The sequence below is a fragment of the Nitratireductor sp. GCM10026969 genome (genome assembly GCF_042660605.1).
Classification (GTDB): Bacteria; Pseudomonadota; Alphaproteobacteria; order Rhizobiales; family Rhizobiaceae; genus Chelativorans.
In genome coordinates this window covers 28,433-43,677 of record NZ_JBHSUM010000024.1, presented here as the reverse complement: position 1 = coordinate 43,677, position 15,245 = coordinate 28,433, and the positions used below count along the sequence as shown (strand labels likewise).

Here is a 15,245-nt window from a genome sequence, read left to right as displayed (position 1 = left end):
CATGGCCTCGCCGCGCCGGGCGGGCTGGTCTCCAAGACCGGCATCGCCGGTCTGACGCTGGGCGGCGGGCTCGGCTGGCTGCGGCGCAAGCACGGGCTGAGCTGCGATAGTCTGGTGTCGGTCGAGATCGTGACCGCCGACGGCGAAATCCGCACCGCAAGCGAGGCCGAGAACCCGGAGCTCTTCTGGGGCGTGCGCGGCGGGGGCGGCAATTTCGGAGTCGTCACGCGTTTCGACTACCGCATTTATCCAATCGGCCCTGAGGTCATGTTCTGCTTCGTGCTCTACCCGCTCGAAGACGGCCGCTCGGTCCTGAAGGGGTGGCGCGATTTCTGCGAGCACGCACCCGACGAAGCCTGCTCGATCGTGCTGTGCGGAACGGTGCCCGGTGAGGAGCCGTTTCCCGCCGGGATCCACGGGCGCCAGTTCGTTGCCCTTGCCACGCTCTATGCCGGGCCCGTCGCGGAGGGCGAGCGCGTCCTGCAGCCGTTGCGCGAGCTCGGCGCGCCCTTGTGCGACTTTTCCGGTCCGGCGCCCTATGTCGAGGTGCAGACGATTTTCGACGGCGACTACCCGGACGGGCTGCGCTACTACTGGAAGTCGCTCTACCTCGAACGCTTCGATGACGACGCCGTCAACATGGTATTGAAGCTGACGCGGGAACGGCCGTCGCCGCTTTCGACGATCGATGTCTGGCAGCTCGGCGGCGCGATGGGGCGGGTGGCACCGGATGCCACGGCCTTCGGCGAGCGCAGCGCGCCCTGGCTGCTCGGGGTCGAATCGAACTGGGACGATCCGCAGGCGGACGAACGCAACAGGTCCTGGACGCGCGAGGCCTGCGCCCGCATGGAGCGCTTCTCCAATGGCGTTTCCTATCTCAATTTCGAGCCCGACATCGATGTGGGGCCGCCAGGTGGCAATGCCCATCGCCGGCGCCTGGCCGAGATCAAGCGACGCTACGATCCCGCGAACCTGTTCCGCCTGAACCACAACATCCTGCCTTCGGCGTCGCCAGGCTGACGGCTATCGGAAGGGGGCGAGGCCCCGGAACCCCAAGTCCGGTCATCCGGCTTCAAATCTCCAGTACCGCATAGGGCCGTCCGGTCGGTTTCTCGATCGGGTAGGCGACGTTGTAGACGCGCGTGCCGCCGGCTGTCCTGCCTTCATGGGTTCCGTGATGCGCATGGCCGTGCACGACCGCGCTGATACGGAAGCGGTCGATGGTCTCGCCCAGCCGCGAGGACCCCAGAAAGGGATAGATCTCCAGCGGCTCGCCCTTCACGGTTTCGGCGATGGGCGCATAGTGGACCAGGACCACCGAGCGCTCGGTGTCGAGCTGGTGCAGGGCATTCTCCAGCTTCATGGCTTCGGCGACCGTCTCGGCGACCATGGCCTTGATGGCCGCCTCGCCGAAGGAGGCCAGCATGCGACGCCCGAAACCGCCGGCAAACCCCTTCACGCCGGTGAAATGCACCCCTTTGAGCTCGACCGTCTGGCCATCCAGCAGATGCACGCCCGCGTCCCTCAACAGGTGCGAGATGTGGTCCACCTGGTCGCATTCATGGTCGTGGTTGCCGAGCACGGCGACGACCGGCACGCCGCACCCGCGCAGGTCCTCCGCCAGGAGCTCGGCCTCGCGCGGCTTGCCGAGGTCGGTCAGATCGCCGGCGATCGCCAGCACGTCGGCCTCGCGGGCGATTTCATTGAACAGTTCACGATAGGAGACGGCCGCGTCCTCCTTCATGTGCAGGTCGGCGATGGCGGCGACCCTGACTGGCTTGTTCGTTTCCGTCATTCCTGTTTTCCGTCCTTTCCGTCGATATCGGCGAAATTCCATTCGCGCACGTCGATCTCGTAGTCCGCGCTGGAAAACATGCGCCCGCGGCAGATCCTGGCAGAGGGCGGTGGCAGCTTGCGCTGGTGCCGAAGCCGGTCCAGGAGCTCGTCCAGCAGCCATTCCGGCACATGGTCGCGCTCGCTGGGATAGATCCACCGGAAATTCAGGAGGTGGATGAGAAGCACCTCCCAATGCATCTCCATGTGCTGGAGAAGCCGCGCCCAGTCGATCTCGTCGTGCGCCCGCAGGATGAGATGTGCCACATCCGCCCCGTCATAGCGTTCGCGGTTCTGGATGAAGCATTTGGACCAGACGAGTTCCGTCGGCCCCACCAGCCGCACGGTACGGCCCAGAACGTTGCTTTCGCGGGCATTTTCGAACCAGGTGTCGGTGACCGGCGAGGTGCCGTTGGAGGAGGCGAAGATGACGTCGAAGAAGGCCGCGCCGCGCTCCACCTTACCCAGCCAGCGCTCGTCCTCGATGTGCACCCTGTCTCCCAACTCTTTGAAATGGGTAAGGATACGTGGCCAGTCCCCGGCCTTGCAGAAGATGTCCAGATCCTTGGTCGCACGCGATATCCCGGTATAGGCGCTCACCGCGAAGGTTCCCGCCACGAGGAACGGGATGCCGGCTTCGTCCAGCGCGCGGATCGCATCCGCGTAGAAGGCCTCCGCCTCCGCGCTGTCGATTACGGGCGCGGCGCGCGCATGCAAGGCGCCGGTGTGCGGGGAACTGCTTGGCGGGTCGCTGGTCATGTCCGGATCCATCGCTTGTCGAGACAACCCGCCGGCGGGCACACCGGTTCCCGTCCGCCTCACCGCAACGCGTAAAGCAGCACCAGGCCGCCGAAATAGGTGATCAGGACGGCGATGGAATCGTAACCGAACCGCAGCACGGACCTGTCCCGCCGCTCCGCAAGCCCTGCCAGGAAGAGCGCGGTCAGCACGATCGCCAGGAGCGCACCAAAGGTGGCGAAGCGGTCCGTCTCAGCGAGCGGAGGTCCCGCCGGACTGAGCACGTCGACGAGGAAGACCAGTCCCACATTGATGAGGTTGGTACCGAGAATGTCGGACATGGCCATGACGAAATGCCCATGCCGGGCCGCCGCCAGGGCCGTGCTCGCTTCGGGCAGGGACGTGGAAATCGCCACCAGGACGAAACCCACGAAGCTCGCGCCGAGACCGGTCTGCTGAGCGATCGCTTCTCCGGACCGGGCGACGACGAAGCCGGCGAACAGGATCACCGCGGCGGCCGCAAACGTCTTGTAGAGAACCGGTCTCAGCCCAGGCTCGTGCGCCCCGTCCTCCTGATATTGCTCGAGTTCGCGCATCAGGGCGCGGTCGGGTTTCCCCCGCCGTGCGGCCAGCCAGGGCTTGCGCCCTTCTTCGCGCGACAGGATCCAAACGCAGCCCACATAGGAAAAAAGACATCCCCACGACCAAAGGCCGACGCCCAGAACGGCGACGTCGCCCACCACCATGCCGCTGGCGGCTATGGCGAGAAGCAGCACGCACAGGATGCCCTGCAGCATGACCGTCGGCTCCGGTACCACTGCCGTGAGCGCGCGACAGCCGATGATGAAGTCGACACCGGCCAGCAATGCGACCTGCATGGCAATACTGCCAAAGAGATTGTTGATGGCCAGCGGGGCGTTCCCAGCCAGCGAGGCGGTCGCCGTAACACCAATCTCGGGCAGCGAGGTAACCCCGGCAAGCAGCAGCATTCCGATCGCGGCATGGCCGAAGCCCGTCATCGAGCTGATGGCGTCGGCATAGCGCGACAGGCGCGCGCCGGCGATAAGTACCGCCAACGCCGCTACGGTGAAGAGCGCCAGGTTGAGCGGAAGCGGAAAATGCGTGAATTCAAGCATAGCGCCCCTGTCGGAAAGGGGTGGCGCTGTCCGTCCCGTCCATACGGCAATGTCGCGGTACTAGCGAGTGGCGGCCACGCGCACCTTGGTGGCCAGCGGTCCCGTGTCGCCGACCTCCTCGACGTAGTGGACCTCGTCGCCCACCCTGAGCTTGTCGAAATCGCCCTGCAGCATCGCGTTGCGATGGAAGTAGAGGCTGCCGCCCTCCTTCGTCAGCAGGAAGCCGTGATCCTCCTCGGGGTAGATCTGCGCGACCTGGCCGAGAAACTGGTTCTGAGAATCGTGATCGGCACCCTTGCCGCGCCCCTCACGCGATTCCTTCAACAGCGAGAGCCGCCTTTCGGCGATCCCGAAGGCGTCATTGATCGCATTCCCGAGATCCGGCGACTGGTATTTGTGCTGAAGGCGGTCGGGTTCATAGGCGACCACGAGCGGCGCCATTCCCGGCAGGCTGATCTCGATGCGCACGACCGGCGGCAGCGTGCCTTCGACGTTCCGCGCGCGTTGATCGACGGTCACGCGGCATCCGACAATACGGTCGTAGAAAGTCTGCAGCTTGGCGACGCGGGCGCGGATTTCCTCCTCCGCCCAATCGGACTTCTCGGCTCTGTGAAAGGCGATCTGCAGGGGGATGTCCATTCTGATCCTCGCATGAGACGTCGGGGCTGGCCCGAGTGATCGTCGCCTTAACGCCCGCGCAAATGACTTGTTCCGTTTGGCCACGGACCGGAACCCCGGCAAGCCAAGGTGCGTTAATCTTCGCGAACCAGGGAGAAGCATCGTGAACGAGAAACCGAAAGTGACGGTCGAGCCGTTCCGCGGATCGGTCACCGTCAATTTCTCCGACGCCATAATCGCCTCGACGCGGGATGCGCTCTTGTTGAAGGAGTCGGGACACGATCCGGTCTTCTACATTCCGTTTCGGGACATCTATTTCGACTTCCTCTGGCGCTCCGACACCGAATACCGCTGTCCGCGCAAGGGGCTGGCGCATTACTGGAACGTCGAGGCGGTGGGAGAGGCCGAAGACGACGTTATGTGGGCCTATGAGGAGCCGCTCCCGCAAGCCAGCGCCATCCGCGAACACGGGGCCTTCGATCCCGCGAAGGTGCGCATCGAGGTCACGCCCGAGGAGGACCTGCTGCACCGCCCGCACGTTCCCTGAACGCGACCGGTAAGCCCATGAACCCGCCCAGGCAGAAGCCAGAGCACGAGGATCCGCCCACGGTCGACCGCCTGCGCCACGATATCGACAGCGGCAAGACCGGTGAGAAGGTCCCCTATCCCGACCCGGCCGCGGCGCCGCTCGGGGCCGATGACGAGGCAGCGGGAGCACCGCCGACCGCCCGCCAGCGCCGTCAGGCGGTCACGGAAAAGCCACGCGGCGAGCCGGCCCGCCGCAGTGAACCGGGAGTGCTCGTCCTCTATGCCCTGCTGATCGGCGGGGTGCTGCTTGTGGTCCTCGGTGCCGTGCTGCTTCTGCGGGCCTGATAAGGAGGACGCGATGCCCATACCGCCGCGCCCGGTGCCGATTCCCGATCCCACGCCTCCACCCGTGCCGCCGTTCGATCCTTCCCGCGAGCCGGAGCCGGTGCGCGAGCCCGATCCCGATCAGCTTCCGGACGAGACGCCGCTGCCCAACCCGGACGAGAACGACGAACCGCCGCGGCGCGCGGACAAAACAATGCCGAGAAGGCCGGACACCGGCTTTCCGTCCGCAACTGCGTGAATCAAGCGTTCCCCCGTTGCCCGCGAGCCGTTGGAGTGATCTAGCGCTGCCGATCGTCGTTGCCGTAAAGCTCCCGCGTTTTGGAGTTGCGCTCGGCTTTCTCTTCCGCGCTCAGCCGCCTACGCTTCACCAGTGCGTATATGACGACGAGAGCGACGAGGAACGGGGCGATCCCGACGGCAAAGAACCACAGATAGTCCGCCATGAGGTCTCCAAACGGTTTGCCGATCGTCACCGTCCGAAAGGACGGCGCCTGTCCTGGGAGGAACGGGACCCCCGCGGCTTGGTTCCACGCGGCGGCGGCCCCGACGTCCCGTGGCGGGCACTGCGCACGCGCCTGAACCAGCCCGGCAGGATTTCCGCCAGGAGGCTGCGCAGAAATGTACGGGCCTTGCTTGCCATTTCCGATCAACCCGCGAAGCGGCGGCTTGTTCCGGTTCGCTCACGCTTCCTGGGCGCGCAGCCACCGCAGCACGAGGGACTCCTCTGCATCGAGCCCCTTCAGGGCGCGGCGGTTGCGGCGGCGTATGTCGGCGAGCTCGGCGGCAAGCCGCCCCTCCTGCCACGCCTCCACTACGGTCGGATGAATATAGCAGCTCCGGCACACGGCGCGGGTGTTGTGCAGCCTGCGCGCGACGCGGTCGATTATGGTGTTGAGTTCCCGCGTTGCGGCGCGCTTGCTGCCCGGCATCGGGGTTTCCGCCAATAGTACGGCCGCCGCCCGTGTCGCCCCCCAGGTGCGGAAGTGCTTGGATGTGAACGCCTCTCCCGCGTGCGCGTGGATATAGGCGTTGACGTCGTGCGAATGCACCGGCCGGCGCTCCCCCGCCTCGTCGATGTACTGGAAGAGATGCTGGCCGGGCAGTTCCTGAATGGCACGTACGACCCGGGCGATGCGCCGGTCGGACAGCTTCAGTCTCCATTCCTGGCCCGACTTGCCGACGAAGGAGAACCGCAACTGGCCTCCCTCCACCGCAACGTGATGGTTTTCCAGCGTGGTCAGGCCGAAACTCATGTTCTCCCGCCGGTAGGTCTCGTTGCCGATGCGGATCATCGTCCGGTCGAGCAGCCACACGACAGAGGCGATGGCCCGCTCGCGCGGGATTCCCCTTCTGGAGAGGTCCGCATCCACCTGTTCCCTGAGTCGCGGCAGCCCATAGGCGAAAGCGAGCAGGCTGGAGAACTTGGCCTCGTCGCGTAGCGCCTGCCAGTCGGCATGGTACCGGTACTGCTTTCGTCCGCGCTGATCGCGGCCTGTCGCCTGGATGTGGCCGTCTGGCTCTGGCGAGATCCAGACGTCGATCCAGGCGGGAGGTATGGCGAGCTTGCGGATGCGCGCCAGCGTCTCTCGGTCCGAGATGCGTGTGCCGTCGGGCGCATGATAGCTGAAGCCCTTGCCCGCCCCCCGGCGGCGGATGCCGGGCTCCGTGTCGCTGACATAGACGAGATGCGCCCGCTGCGCATCGGCGGCCGGATCTCCGTTGCAAGGAGCCGGAATATCGATCTTGTTCAGGTCCGTGCTCCTTCTCCAGCACAAGCGGCGCGGTGTCGGAAATGAAATGCGGCCAGGGCTGGTTCCACGCCAACGGCCGGAATCGTCCTTTCCGTGAAACTTCCCCGTTGGCCTGCCGCGTTCCGATGCGCTATGACGGGCCGGACGGTGCCCATGCGCGAAAGGGCACCTGCTACGGCGATGGCGGTTGCCAAAAGCCCGACGAAGCGGCAAACCTGGGCGGAAGGGCAAGAACGGGGTTTACTTTATGAAGGGCAAGAACGATCCGCGCTCGGGCTCCGCGCGCAAGCCGGCTCGCGATTTTCCGCCTGAGGTGCGGGTGCTTTTGTCGGAAATCGAGAAGGAACCCGTTCCCGAAAGACTGCTCGAGCTTGCCAGGCGGTTGCAGGACGCGCTGGTGCGCAAGCGCGCCGAAGAGGACGAGCCCTCGGAGCGCCATGCCAGGCAAGCCGGCCAAAGGTGACGTTTCCCGGGCCGCACCGGTCAGGCAGTCTGCCGATAGGTGCTGTCGGTATCGCGGCGGCGCTTCCGCCGGCCTTCGCTTTTCAGGCGGAACCAGGCGATTGTTTCCTCCAACCCCTGCGACAGGCGAATGCGAGGCTCCCAGCCCAGCAGATTGCGGGCCCGTGATATGTCCGGGCGCCGGCGGCGCGGGTCGTCCTCCGGCAAGGGCCGGTACACCACCGCCCCCGCCCCGGGCACTCTCTTGCAAATCATTTCAGCCAGTTCCCCAACAGTGAACTCGCCGGGATTGCCGAGATTCACCGGCGCCTTCGGGTTCGGCTCGACACACATGAGCGCCATGAGCCCGGCCACCATGTCGCTCACATGGCAAAAGGAGCGCGTCTGCTTTCCCGTGCCGTAGACGGTCAGCGGCTCGCCGCGTAGCGCCTGGTTGATGAAATTCGAGATGATGCGCCCGTCATCGGCACGCATGCGCGGCCCATAGGTGTTGAAGATACGCGCCACGCGCACATCCGCCCGGCCGAGCCGCAGATAGTCGAAACACAAGGCTTCGGCGGCCCTCTTGCCCTCGTCGTAGCAGGCGCGCGGCCCGGTCGCATTTACGTTTCCGCGATAGTCTTCCGGCTGGGGATGCACCTCCGGATCGCCGTAGATCTCGCTGGTGGAAGCCTGGAGAAACCGCGCCCCGTGGCGTACGGCCAGTGCCAGGAGATTGCCGGCGCCCACGACACTGGTCATCATGGTGTGGATCGGGTCCGCCTGATAACGCGGCGGCGAGGCCGCGCAGGCGAGATTGTAGATCTCGTCAAGGGACTCATCGATCGCGAGCGGCTCGCAGATATCCTGCCGCACGAGCCGGAAGGCGGGATGGTTGCCGAGGGGCGCGATGTTGGCGCGCACGCCGGTGACGAAGCTGTCGACGCAGACGACCTCATGGCCGTCGGCCAGGAGCGCGTCGCACAGATGCGAGCCTATGAACCCCGCCCCTCCGGCGACGAGCACCCGCTTGCGCACCTTTCCGACATTCACCGCATCCATGCAACGATCCCTTTCTCGTCGGCTCGCCTCAGCCCGTTCTGGCGAGCCTGCCTTGGCCGGCCCCCGCTTCCTTCAGCGCCTGAACCATGCCCCGCGCTCGCGCGCGCCCGGTATGGCTTTTCAGAACCAGCGCCCGACCCGCTTTCGCCATGGCCAGCCGTTCGTCTTCCGGCATCCGCGTGAGGGCATCGACGACCGCGTCGGCCTTATCGGCGATCAGGATGGCTTCGCCGTCGGGAAAGAGCTCTTCGAGGCCCGGCCAGCGATCGCTGATGATCGGCGCCATGCAGGCCCCGGCCTCGAACAGCCGCACGCTCGGCGACCATCCCGCGGCCACCATGTCGGCGCGGGTTGCGTTGAGGGTGAAACGCTGCCGGCTGTAGAAGGATGCGTGCGCTTCCGGCGGCAGATGCTCGATGCGCTCGACATTGGCGGGCCAGTCGATATCGTCCGGATACTGCGCCCCGGCCACCACGAAGCGCTTGTCCGGCAGGCGGCCCGCCGGGGCGATCAGGAGCCGTTCCAGCACCGGCTGGCGATCCGGACTGTAGGTGCCGATATAGCCGAGGTCCCAGCGCGGCGGCTCGCCGGTGGGCCGGTAGTGCTCCGGATCCACCGAGCAGTAGAGTGCCTCGGGCCGCCGGGCACCCGCCTCCGAGCGCAGCCGGTCGAGGACCTTGCCGCCGGAAAAGGAGAAGTAGACGTCGAAGCGCGGCACCTGCCGACGGGCCAGAAATTCCTCCTCCCCGCGCGCGAGCGCGGCAAGGGTGACCGGCGTGTCGATGTCGTAGAAGGCAAGGAGTCGCGGCCGCATCTCCTCCACCCGTTCGATGACCTCTCGGCCTTCCGGCACGAATGAGCCGACGACAACCGCATCGGCGTTGCGGATCGCCGGTTTGAAGCGGTCCAGGTCGGCAAGGCTGTCGTAATAGGCCAGGCGACAGAAATCCGGATCCGGCATGTCCCGGTGCTGGGCGTACCACGGCATGTCGCGCTCCAGGAACAAGACCTGATGCCCTTCCTCCTTCAGCCCCCGCAGCAGGGCCCGGTAAGTCGTGGCATGTCCGTTGCCCCATGAGGACGATAATGACAGGCCGAGAATGACGATGGAGAGCGGCTTGCTCATTCAGCCGCCTCCACCTGGCGCGGTGAGATGTGGCTGGTGATGATGCGGTGCACCTCGGCGGCCCGATGGGCATAGGTGTGATCGCGCATGATGCGCGCACGCGCGCGCCGGCCGATTTCCGCCGCCTGCGCCGGCGTCAAGGAGGCGACGGCGTCCGCCACGTCCTGGCCATCGCGTGCGGAAAGCACCTCCTCACCCTCCTTCAGGAAAAGCTCGAGGCCTGTCCAGGCGTCGGTGATCAGGCAGGCGCCTGCCCCCGCTGCCTCGAACACCCGGGTGGCCGGCGAATAGCCGTTGGCCGCCATGCTGGCGCGGCTGATGTTCAGCACCGCCTTGGGCGTGACGTTGAAGCAATTGTGGTCGCGCGTGGAGACATGGCCGATATAGCGCACGTTGGCAGGCATCGGCTTGTCGCACCAGCCCGATCCGCCGAGCAGGAATGCCGCGTCGGGCAGCTTCGCCGCAGCATCGAGGAAAAAGGTCTCGACCCGCGCCTCGCGGTCCGGCAGGCGATTGCCCAGGAAGGCGAGGTCGGCCGCGAAGCGGTCGTCGGGGCGTACCGGACGATGGGTATCGGGATCGAGGGCATTATAGATGGGCACGCAGGCCCGCGCACCGAAGGTGCGATAGCCGTAGACGACGGGATCACCCCCGCCATAGGTGAGCACCAGGTCGACCTTTTGCAGTTGGCCGTGCAACGGGTGGTCCGGTTCCTGCCCCAGTTGCGCCAGCGTCGCCGGCGCGTCGACGTCCCAATAGATCTTCAGCGCATCCGGCCGCGCCGCCGAAAGCACGTGGTCCATCAATGCCTCGTCCTCGAAGCCGACCCCGCTCGCCTTGACGACGACATCGGCTTCGCGCGCCTCGGCCGCGGCCTCCTTCAGCGCCTCGCGCGTGCCCTCGTAGACGACCACCTTGCACCAGGTGGGCGGAACCATGTCGCGATGCTTCTGCCGGTCGTAGACGTTGGGCTCGTAGAAGGTGACCTGATAGCCGAGCTTGGCGAGCTGCCGGATGAGGCCCCGGTAATAGGTGGCCGCGCCGTTCCAGTAGGAAGAAAGCAGGCTCGAACCGTAAAAGGCGATCTTCGTCATTCCGCGGCCTCCCTCGGCGCCAGTTGCGAACGCACCTTCTGCGTGCCGTGGCCCGCAAGGTGCTGGAAGAGCTCGTCCACCCGGTGGGCGCAGCTATGCCGCTTGGCTATGGTCTCGAGCCCGTGCGCCGACAGGCTGGCCGCCAGTTCCGGATCGGCCATGAGCCGCCGCATCTGAGCGGCCATCTCCGCGCCGTCGCGGGCGAACAGAAAGTCCTCGCCCGGGCGGAACAGCCCCTCCGCGTCGTCCCAGGGCGCGGAAACAAGCGGGATTCCGCAGGCCAGCGCCTCGAAAACACGGATGGTGGGAATGCCCGGCAACGCCTCCACGTATGGTCGGCGCGGGATATGAACCGTCATTCGGTGGCGCGCGAAGGCGGCCGGCACATCGGCATTGGCGATCCAGCCGCCATAGGCAAGCCCCGCTTCGGCGAGTGCCGCACGCGCTTCCGCCGGATAACGCACGCCGCGCACGGTACCCTTCAGCCCCAGCCGCGCCGCCGGCTCCACGAGGAAGGTGCGGATCTCGGCCGTTCGCTCGTCGTCGCCCCAGTTGCCGATCCAGATCAGGTCACATTCTTTTTCCTCCCCGGCAAGCGGGCGGAAAAGACGGGTGTCGGCCGCCTCGTGCCAGGTGACCACCTGCCGGCCCCATCCGGCCCGGCGATAGCGCTCGCTGAGCGCTTCGCCGAAGGCGAGGATCAGATCGTAGTCGGCAAGATCCAGCCCGGCGATCTCCGGCCGTGCCGAGACCGCCCGGTGATGGGTATCGTGGAAGGCGAGCGTGAAATCGCCACCGGCCCGCCGTGCCCGGCCGATCCGGGCAATGAGCGCCGGATCCGTCCATTCGTGCACGATCACGACATCGGCGTCGTCCAACACTGCTTCATGCGGGAAATCCGCGTCATAGGCGTGCGAGACCAGGCCGGGAAAATCCCTTTGGAAGCGCTCCAGCGCCGCCTCGCCCTGCTCGCTTACAAGGTTGCTCCGGCTCCAGCCGTCCTGCGGCTCCAGCGCCAGCACGTCGTGGCCCTCCCGCACCAACTCACGCATGACACCGCGCAGGAAATGGGCGTTGCCATGATTCCAGTCGGAAACCAGCGAATGGGTGTAGAAGACGAGTTTCATCTCAGGCCCTCGCCACCGGCGCGTCGGTCAGATCGCGGTAGAGCTCGGCCATGCGCCGCGCCTGGACATCGGGCGTGAAGCGGCGCGATCGGGCAAGCGCCCGCGCGCCCATTTCGAGGCGCAGGGATTCGTCCTTAACGAGCCGGTTGACGGCCTCCGCCAGGGAGTCCGGGTCGTGCGGATCGAAGAAAAGGGCAGCCTCGCTCCACAGCTCGCGATAGGTGGGGATATCCGACAGGACCAGCGCCGCCCCGGCACGCGCACCTTCGAGTGCGGCCAGGCCGAAGGGCTCGTAGAGCGAGGGAGAGACGACGATGGCCGCCTGCCGCACCTGCGCCAACACCTTGCGGTGCGGTATCTCGCCGAGGAGGCGAACACGGGAAAGCCGGGTTTTCTGGCCCGAGGGACTTACGTCGGCGCCGGCGAGAATGATCGGCCAGGAGATCTTCGCCGCGGCACGGTCCAGCGCACGCGCATTCTTGCCCTCGTCCCACCAGCGCCCGGCGCCAAAGACGAAATGCTCCTTCTCGCCGCCCTGGAGAAAGGCGCTGATCCCGTTGTGCACGACGTGGAGAAGCGGCTGCTCGCCGTAGCAGCGCACGAGCGCCTGAGCATAGCTGCCGCTGGGTGACACGACGGCATCGGCACGCGCCATGCCGGCGGTGTTCAGCCGCTTGATCCAATCCCATTCGCCGGGCAGCGACGTGCCGTGGACGGCATTCCACCACGTCACCATGCAGGAATGGGACACCGCGACCACGGGACGGCGCGTATCGAGCCCGGCAGCCTGCGTGGGCAGGTTGAGGTGCAGGAGGTCCGCTCCCTCCTCTTCCGCCAGCCGCGCCAGGGTCGACGGGATCTGTGCAAGGGCTCCTTCGTCCCGCGCCATCCAGTCGAGCGGCGCATCGAGCCAGACGACGTCGCCCAGCGGCTTTATCTCTTCCACCTTCTCGCGCGACGGCTTCGGGCCGAGGCCGGCGAACACGACCTCGACGCCGTGCGGACGCAGCCCGCGCGCCAGTTCGACGGCATAACGCCAGACCCCGCCGACGGCATCGAGCGTCATCAACACGCGCCGCCGCTCCCCGTCGCCGTAGCGGCTCAGGAAATCCAGAGCCGCGTTGTTCGCCACGCCCGTCATTCGCAGCATGTTCATGCCGTCAGCCTTTCCTGTTGGGTCGTCCGCCCCAGCCCGCGTTCTTCTCGCAGCCACTTCGCGAGTTGTCTCAAACCGTCGCGCCAGCCGGTGTTCGCCTTCCACCCGAGTTGACGCTGCAACCGCCGCGTGTCGGCGACGAAATAGTGCTGGTCGCCCGGCCGCCAGTCGTTCCATTCCACGGCCGGGTCCCGTCCGGTAATGTCGCGGATCTCCTCGAGAACCATGCGCAGGCTGACGGCGTTTTCGACCCCGCCGCCGAGGTTGAAGGTCTGTCCGTTCACCTGCGGGATCCGCTCCAGTAGCGCCCGGTAGGCCGCCACCGCATCGGCTACGTGCAGAACGTCGCGCACCTGTTTGCCGTCGCCGAAGATGGAAATGGGTGCGCCGGACAACGCCCGGATCAGGAAATGGGCGACCCAACCCTGATCCTCCGTGCCGAACTGGCGCGGACCGTAGATGCAGCTCATGCGCAAAACGGCGGTGGGGATGCCGTAGGAGGCGGCATAGTCGAGCACATACTGATCGGCCACGCCCTTCGAGCAACCGTAGGGCGTACAGAAGGAAAGCGGGCGCTCTTCCCCGATTCCGTGCCGCCGCACGTCCTCCGCCGCCGGGACGTAGCGGTCTTCCAGCGCCACCATCTCCAGATCCTCGAGCGCGCCGTAGACCTTGTTGGTGCTGGCGAAGATGACGGGCACCCACCGGCCGCCGCGCCGCACCGCCTCGAGCACGTTCAACGTGCCGCGGGCATTGACCTCGAAGTCCTCGAAAGGCTGACGCAGGCTGGTCGTGACCGCCGTCTGCGCCGCAAGGTGGAAAACGGCCTTGGCATCTGCAAGGGCCGGCTCGATGGCCCGCAGGTCGCGTATGTCCGCCACGAGCGGATGGACACGGGCCCCGTACGCCTCCCGCAGCCATGCCAGGTTCCGATCCACGCCCGGCCGGCTCAGATTGTCGAGGATGACGACGTCCTCGCCGGCCGCCAGATAGCTTTGCGCCAGGTTGCAGCCGATGAAACCGCTGCCTCCGGAAATGACGATCGGCCTTGCCTTTCCGGAAATGGCGGTCATGACACCAGCCCCCTTTCCTCCAGCTGCCGGCGCATCTTGGCGGCGTTGTCTACCGCGCCGACGTCACGCACCCAGCGGGCGAACTCGCCAACCGTGTCCTCCAGCCGGTACTGCGGCCTGAAGCCAAGCAATTCGCGCGCCTTGGAGATATCGGCAAAGCAGTTGCGGATGTCGCCCGCACGCGCCTTGCCGAGGATCTCCGGCTCCAGCTCGGGGGCCTCCATCGCCTCGGCGACGATCTCAGCCACCTGGCGGATCGAATAGGCGTTGCCGCTGCCGATATTGATCACCTGGCCGTCGGCACGCTTCTGCTCGAGCGCCAGGCGGAAGGCGCGCGCAACATCGCGCACGTGAACGAAGTCGCGCTTCTGGTTCCCGTCCTCGAAGACAAGCGGCCGTTCGCCATTGGCAAGCCGCGAGGCGAAATTGGCCAGCACCCCCGTATAGGGATTGGAAAGCGCCTGCCCCGGCCCGAAGACGTTGAACAGCCTGAGCGCCACCGCTTCGACGGGGTAGGCCTCGCCGAAGATCAGCACGGCGCGCTCCTGGGCATATTTCGTCAGCGCATAGATGGACGCCAGGTCCACCGGCTTCTCCTCATCGGTGGCGACCGGTGATATGGGCCGGCCATCCGCATGGAGCGGCTCCCACTGGCCGGCCTGGACCTGCTCCTTGCGCCGACGCGCAGCATCGAAGCGGGCGCCGTCCTTGCTCCGGTAGAGCCCCTCACCGTAAACGCTCATCGAGGAAGCGACGACAATGCGCTCGACGGGCCGGTCGATCAGACATTCCAGCAGGACGGCCGTGCCCAGATCGTTGGCGCCCACGTAGCGGGAAATCTCGTACATGGACTGGCCCACCCCCACTTCCGCGGCGAGATGGACCACCATGTCGACGCCGCTAAGGGCGGCGCGCACCGCCTGCGGGTCGCGTACGTCGCCGAAGCGATACTCCACCTTCTGCTGTGTGGCTGCTCTTGCCTCTCCGTGTACCTGCTCGACGAGGCTGTCGAGAACGACAACCGAATATCCGTTATCCAAAAGCTCTTCCGCAACCTGCCGGCCGATGAAACCGCAGCCTCCGGTAACCAGGACTTTCTTGCTCACGGTTGCTCCCGAAAACCAATGAAGAAGGTATGTGACGGTTTTCAAACACCGAAACGGGGTTTTTGTTCCCGCTGCACGATGAGCCGGCGAAGCGCGCACCCCTCGCCGGCA

Annotated in this window: 18 protein-coding genes; 5 read left to right on the top strand and 13 right to left on the bottom strand. The window is 66.2% G+C overall.

Annotated elements, in window-relative coordinates:
• Nucleotides 1–1,020 (top strand): FAD-binding oxidoreductase (locus tag ACFP9U_RS08145; protein ID WP_378620462.1); only part of this gene is annotated, 1,020 nt, incomplete at its 5' end.
• A 52-nt stretch (nt 1,021–1,072) separates the two neighbouring features.
• On the opposite strand, the gene ACFP9U_RS08140 is transcribed toward ACFP9U_RS08145, so the two are convergent.
• From ACFP9U_RS08140 to ACFP9U_RS08125, 4 genes are read right to left on the bottom strand one after another with little or no spacing between them, the layout of a single operon-like run.
• The gene (locus tag ACFP9U_RS08140) at nt 1,073–1,795 is read right to left on the bottom strand and encodes a metallophosphoesterase family protein (protein ID WP_322452909.1); all 723 of its coding nucleotides are present in this window, start codon (nt 1,793–1,795) and stop codon (nt 1,073–1,075) included.
• The gene (locus tag ACFP9U_RS08135) at nt 1,792–2,592 is read right to left on the bottom strand and encodes a hypothetical protein (protein WP_378620461.1); all 801 of its coding nucleotides are present in this window, start codon (nt 2,590–2,592) and stop codon (nt 1,792–1,794) included. The genes ACFP9U_RS08140 and ACFP9U_RS08135 overlap by 4 nt, the downstream gene beginning before the upstream one ends.
• A 59-nt stretch (nt 2,593–2,651) precedes the next feature.
• The gene (locus ACFP9U_RS08130; protein ID WP_378620459.1) at nt 2,652–3,707 is read right to left on the bottom strand and encodes a sodium:calcium antiporter; all 1,056 of its coding nucleotides are present in this window, start codon (nt 3,705–3,707) and stop codon (nt 2,652–2,654) included.
• A 60-nt stretch (nt 3,708–3,767) separates the two neighbouring features.
• Nucleotides 3,768–4,346 carry an HPF/RaiA family ribosome-associated protein gene (locus ACFP9U_RS08125; RefSeq protein ID WP_378620458.1) on the bottom strand — a complete coding sequence of 193 codons (579 nt, stop codon included), beginning with the start codon at nt 4,344–4,346 and terminating at the stop codon, nt 3,768–3,770.
• A 142-nt stretch (nt 4,347–4,488) separates the two neighbouring features.
• On the opposite strand from ACFP9U_RS08125, the gene ACFP9U_RS08120 reads away from it, so the two are divergent.
• Genes ACFP9U_RS08120 through ACFP9U_RS08110 form a run of 3 tightly spaced genes read left to right on the top strand, consistent with a single transcriptional unit; the run spans nt 4,489 to nt 5,436 of the window.
• Nucleotides 4,489–4,872: a DUF427 domain-containing protein gene (locus ACFP9U_RS08120; protein ID WP_378620456.1), complete on the top strand. Its 384-nt coding sequence runs from the start codon at nt 4,489–4,491 to the stop codon at nt 4,870–4,872.
• Between the two features lie 17 nt (nt 4,873–4,889).
• Complete coding sequence (locus tag ACFP9U_RS08115; protein WP_378620455.1) at nt 4,890–5,198, top strand: hypothetical protein; 309 nt, start codon at nt 4,890–4,892, stop codon at nt 5,196–5,198.
• A gap of 13 nt (nt 5,199–5,211) precedes the next feature.
• Entirely contained in the window at nt 5,212–5,436 is a 225-nt protein-coding gene (locus tag ACFP9U_RS08110; RefSeq protein WP_322452903.1) for a hypothetical protein, read from the top strand.
• Nucleotides 5,437–5,476: 40 nt separating this feature from the next.
• Here the strand turns inward: ACFP9U_RS08110 and ACFP9U_RS08105 are convergent, their stop codons facing one another.
• Complete coding sequence (locus ACFP9U_RS08105) at nt 5,477–5,641, bottom strand: hypothetical protein (RefSeq protein WP_378620451.1); 165 nt, start codon at nt 5,639–5,641, stop codon at nt 5,477–5,479.
• 237 nt (nt 5,642–5,878) lie between these two features.
• Nucleotides 5,879–6,973, bottom strand: a complete 1,095-nt coding sequence (locus ACFP9U_RS08100) for a DNA topoisomerase IB (protein WP_378620449.1) — start codon at nt 6,971–6,973, stop codon at nt 5,879–5,881.
• 223 nt (nt 6,974–7,196) lie between these two features.
• On the opposite strand from ACFP9U_RS08100, the gene ACFP9U_RS08095 reads away from it, so the two are divergent.
• Nucleotides 7,197–7,412, top strand: coding sequence for a hypothetical protein (locus ACFP9U_RS08095; RefSeq protein WP_378620446.1), 216 nt, complete (start codon nt 7,197–7,199; stop codon nt 7,410–7,412).
• A 20-nt stretch (nt 7,413–7,432) separates the two neighbouring features.
• Here ACFP9U_RS08095 and ACFP9U_RS08090 read toward each other — a convergent pair whose 3' ends face one another.
• Genes ACFP9U_RS08090 through ACFP9U_RS08060 form a run of 7 tightly spaced genes read right to left on the bottom strand, consistent with a single transcriptional unit; the run spans nt 7,433 to nt 15,134 of the window.
• Nucleotides 7,433–8,452 (bottom strand): UDP-glucuronic acid decarboxylase family protein, encoded by a 1,020-nt coding sequence (locus tag ACFP9U_RS08090; RefSeq protein ID WP_378620444.1) that lies wholly within the window; start codon nt 8,450–8,452, stop codon nt 7,433–7,435.
• Nucleotides 8,453–8,480: 28 nt separating this feature from the next.
• Nucleotides 8,481–9,578, bottom strand: a complete 1,098-nt coding sequence (locus ACFP9U_RS08085) for a CgeB family protein (protein ID WP_378620442.1) — start codon at nt 9,576–9,578, stop codon at nt 8,481–8,483.
• Entirely contained in the window at nt 9,575–10,672 is a 1,098-nt protein-coding gene (locus ACFP9U_RS08080; protein WP_378620441.1) for a CgeB family protein, read from the bottom strand. Before ACFP9U_RS08080 ends, ACFP9U_RS08085 begins: the two co-directional genes overlap by 4 nt.
• A complete protein-coding gene (locus tag ACFP9U_RS08075; protein ID WP_378620440.1) occupies nt 10,669–11,799 on the bottom strand; it encodes a CgeB family protein in 1,131 nt (376 codons plus the stop codon). The genes ACFP9U_RS08080 and ACFP9U_RS08075 overlap by 4 nt, the downstream gene beginning before the upstream one ends.
• Nucleotide 11,800: 1 nt before the next feature.
• The gene (locus tag ACFP9U_RS08070) at nt 11,801–12,955 is read right to left on the bottom strand and encodes a glycosyltransferase family 4 protein (protein WP_378620437.1); all 1,155 of its coding nucleotides are present in this window, start codon (nt 12,953–12,955) and stop codon (nt 11,801–11,803) included.
• Entirely contained in the window at nt 12,952–14,028 is a 1,077-nt protein-coding gene (locus ACFP9U_RS08065) for an NAD-dependent epimerase/dehydratase family protein (RefSeq protein ID WP_378620436.1), read from the bottom strand. Before ACFP9U_RS08065 ends, ACFP9U_RS08070 begins: the two co-directional genes overlap by 4 nt.
• The gene (locus tag ACFP9U_RS08060; RefSeq protein WP_378620433.1) at nt 14,025–15,134 is read right to left on the bottom strand and encodes an NAD-dependent epimerase/dehydratase family protein; all 1,110 of its coding nucleotides are present in this window, start codon (nt 15,132–15,134) and stop codon (nt 14,025–14,027) included. Before ACFP9U_RS08060 ends, ACFP9U_RS08065 begins: the two co-directional genes overlap by 4 nt.
• Nucleotides 15,135–15,245 lie beyond the last annotated feature (111 nt).

Bases quoted from the DNA above. Each gene is read 5' to 3' on its own strand.
- ACFP9U_RS08140 (WP_322452909.1), bottom strand. From the start codon at position 1,795: ATGACGGAAACGAACAAGCCAGTCAGGGTCGCCGCCATCGCCGACCTG.
- ACFP9U_RS08135 (WP_378620461.1), bottom strand. From the start codon at position 2,592: ATGACCAGCGACCCGCCAAGCAGTTCCCCGCACACCGGCGCCTTGCAT.
- ACFP9U_RS08130 (WP_378620459.1), bottom strand. From the start codon at position 3,707: ATGCTTGAATTCACGCATTTTCCGCTTCCGCTCAACCTGGCGCTCTTC.
- ACFP9U_RS08125 (WP_378620458.1), bottom strand. From the start codon at position 4,346: ATGGACATCCCCCTGCAGATCGCCTTTCACAGAGCCGAGAAGTCCGAT.
- ACFP9U_RS08115 (WP_378620455.1), top strand. From the start codon at position 4,890: ATGAACCCGCCCAGGCAGAAGCCAGAGCACGAGGATCCGCCCACGGTC.
- ACFP9U_RS08110 (WP_322452903.1), top strand. From the start codon at position 5,212: ATGCCCATACCGCCGCGCCCGGTGCCGATTCCCGATCCCACGCCTCCA.
- ACFP9U_RS08105 (WP_378620451.1), bottom strand. From the start codon at position 5,641: ATGGCGGACTATCTGTGGTTCTTTGCCGTCGGGATCGCCCCGTTCCTC.
- ACFP9U_RS08095 (WP_378620446.1), top strand. From the start codon at position 7,197: ATGAAGGGCAAGAACGATCCGCGCTCGGGCTCCGCGCGCAAGCCGGCT.
- ACFP9U_RS08090 (WP_378620444.1), bottom strand. From the start codon at position 8,452: ATGGATGCGGTGAATGTCGGAAAGGTGCGCAAGCGGGTGCTCGTCGCC.
- ACFP9U_RS08085 (WP_378620442.1), bottom strand. From the start codon at position 9,578: ATGAGCAAGCCGCTCTCCATCGTCATTCTCGGCCTGTCATTATCGTCC.
- ACFP9U_RS08080 (WP_378620441.1), bottom strand. From the start codon at position 10,672: ATGACGAAGATCGCCTTTTACGGTTCGAGCCTGCTTTCTTCCTACTGG.
- ACFP9U_RS08075 (WP_378620440.1), bottom strand. From the start codon at position 11,799: ATGAAACTCGTCTTCTACACCCATTCGCTGGTTTCCGACTGGAATCAT.
- ACFP9U_RS08070 (WP_378620437.1), bottom strand. From the start codon at position 12,955: ATGAACATGCTGCGAATGACGGGCGTGGCGAACAACGCGGCTCTGGAT.
- ACFP9U_RS08065 (WP_378620436.1), bottom strand. From the start codon at position 14,028: ATGACCGCCATTTCCGGAAAGGCAAGGCCGATCGTCATTTCCGGAGGC.